The 494-nt window shown below is 62.1% G+C and carries 1 protein-coding gene; it reads left to right on the top strand.

Annotation, left to right across the window (positions count from 1 at the left end; translation table 11 throughout):
• Positions 1–494: immunoglobulin-like domain-containing protein (locus tag AC25M7_RS25480; protein ID WP_486971639.1), on the top strand; the 494-nt coding region annotated here is incomplete at both ends.

The raw sequence follows: 494 nt of genomic DNA, 5'->3' as shown, positions 1-494 counted from the left end.
GCGACCCTCACCGCCGACAAGACCACCGTCACCGAAGGCGGCCAGATCACCTACACCGTGACCCTGACCAACGCCCAGGGTCTGCCGGTCAATGGCCACAATGGCCTGACCTTCACCCTGACCGACGGCACCAAGGTCACCGTTCCAGCCGGCAGCGCCAGCGGTACCTTCACCATCACCGCCCCGAGCGACGTATTCGTCGGCGGCCAGCCCTCGATCGTGAACAAGCTTGAAGGTGTCAGCGGCGCGGACAACTTCGAGAAACTGACGCTCGGCAAGGAAACACTCACCACCACCGTCACTGATGATCCGGATACCGGCAACAAGGTGTCCGTCACCATCGTCAGCAACGGCGATGTCACCGAAGACCTGCAGCCGTCCTTTACCGTCAAGGTCAACCAGAAGCTGGACCAGGACCTGACCGTCACCTTGAGCAACGGCGCCAAAGTGGTGATTCCGGCTGGCCAGACCCAGGTCGAGTACAAGGCGGATGC

It is taken from the genome of Pseudomonas sp. P106(2024) (assembly GCF_057480815.1).
Note: the sequence above shows the minus strand (reverse complement) of the source record. Positions and strands in the feature narration are given on the sequence as shown.